Here is a 974-nt window from a genome sequence, read left to right on the forward strand (position 1 = left end):
TGAGTACGTGGACGTAGACCCGAAACCGGGTGATCTACCCCTGTCCAGGGTGAAGGTGCGGTAACACGCACTGGAGGCCCGAACCCACGCATGTTGAAAAATGCGGGGATGAGGTGGGGGTAGCGGAGAAATTCCAATCGAACCCGGAGATAGCTGGTTCTCCCCGAAATAGCTTTAGGGCTAGCCTCGGAAAGAAGAATCGTGGAGGTAGAGCACTGATTGGGTGCGGGGCCCGCAAGGGTTACCAAGCTCAGTCAAACTCCGAATGCCATAGATTTAGTTCCGGGAGTCAGACAGTGAGTGCTAAGATCCATTGTCGAAAGGGAAACAGCCCAGACCATCAGCTAAGGTCCCCAAGTGTGTGTTAAGTGGGAAAGGATGTGGAGTTGCACAGACAACCAGGATGTTGGCTTAGAAGCAGCCACCATTGAAAGAGTGCGTAATAGCTCACTGGTCGAGTGACTCTGCGCCGAAAATGTAACGGGGCTAAACACACCACCGAAGCTATGGCTTGATGCTTTGCATCAGGGGTAGGGGAGCGTTGAATGCGGGTTGAAGGTGTACCGGAAGGAGCGCTGGACTGCATTCAAGTGAGAATGCCGGTATGAGTAACGAAAAGATCTGTGAGAATCAGATCCGCCGAAAGCCTAAGGGTTCCTGAGGAAGGTTCGTCCGCTCAGGGTAAGTCGGGACCTAAGGCGAGGCCGATAGGCGTAGTCGAAGGACAACAGGTCGAAATTCCTGTACCACCGTAATCCGTTATGAGCAATGGGGTGACGCAGTAGGGTAGTGACGCGGACTGATGGATGTCCGTCTAAGCAGTGAGGCTGATGTGTAGGCAAATCCGCACATCGTTAAGGCTGGGCTGTGATGGGGAGCGAAAATTATAGTAGCGAAGGTCATGATCTCAGACTGCCAAGAAAAGCCTCTAGCCAGGAGAAGGTGCCCGTACCGCAAACCGACACAGGTAGGCG

The 974-nt window shown here is 53.5% G+C and carries 1 rRNA gene; it reads left to right on the forward strand.

The window, feature by feature from the left end:
- Window positions 1–974 (forward strand): 23S ribosomal RNA (locus OIU26_RS25825); the annotation flags it as partial.

The organism is Paenibacillus sp. BT-177, assembly GCF_025846815.2.
Taxonomy (GTDB): Bacteria; Bacillota; Bacilli; order Paenibacillales; family Paenibacillaceae; genus Paenibacillus; species Paenibacillus polymyxa_C.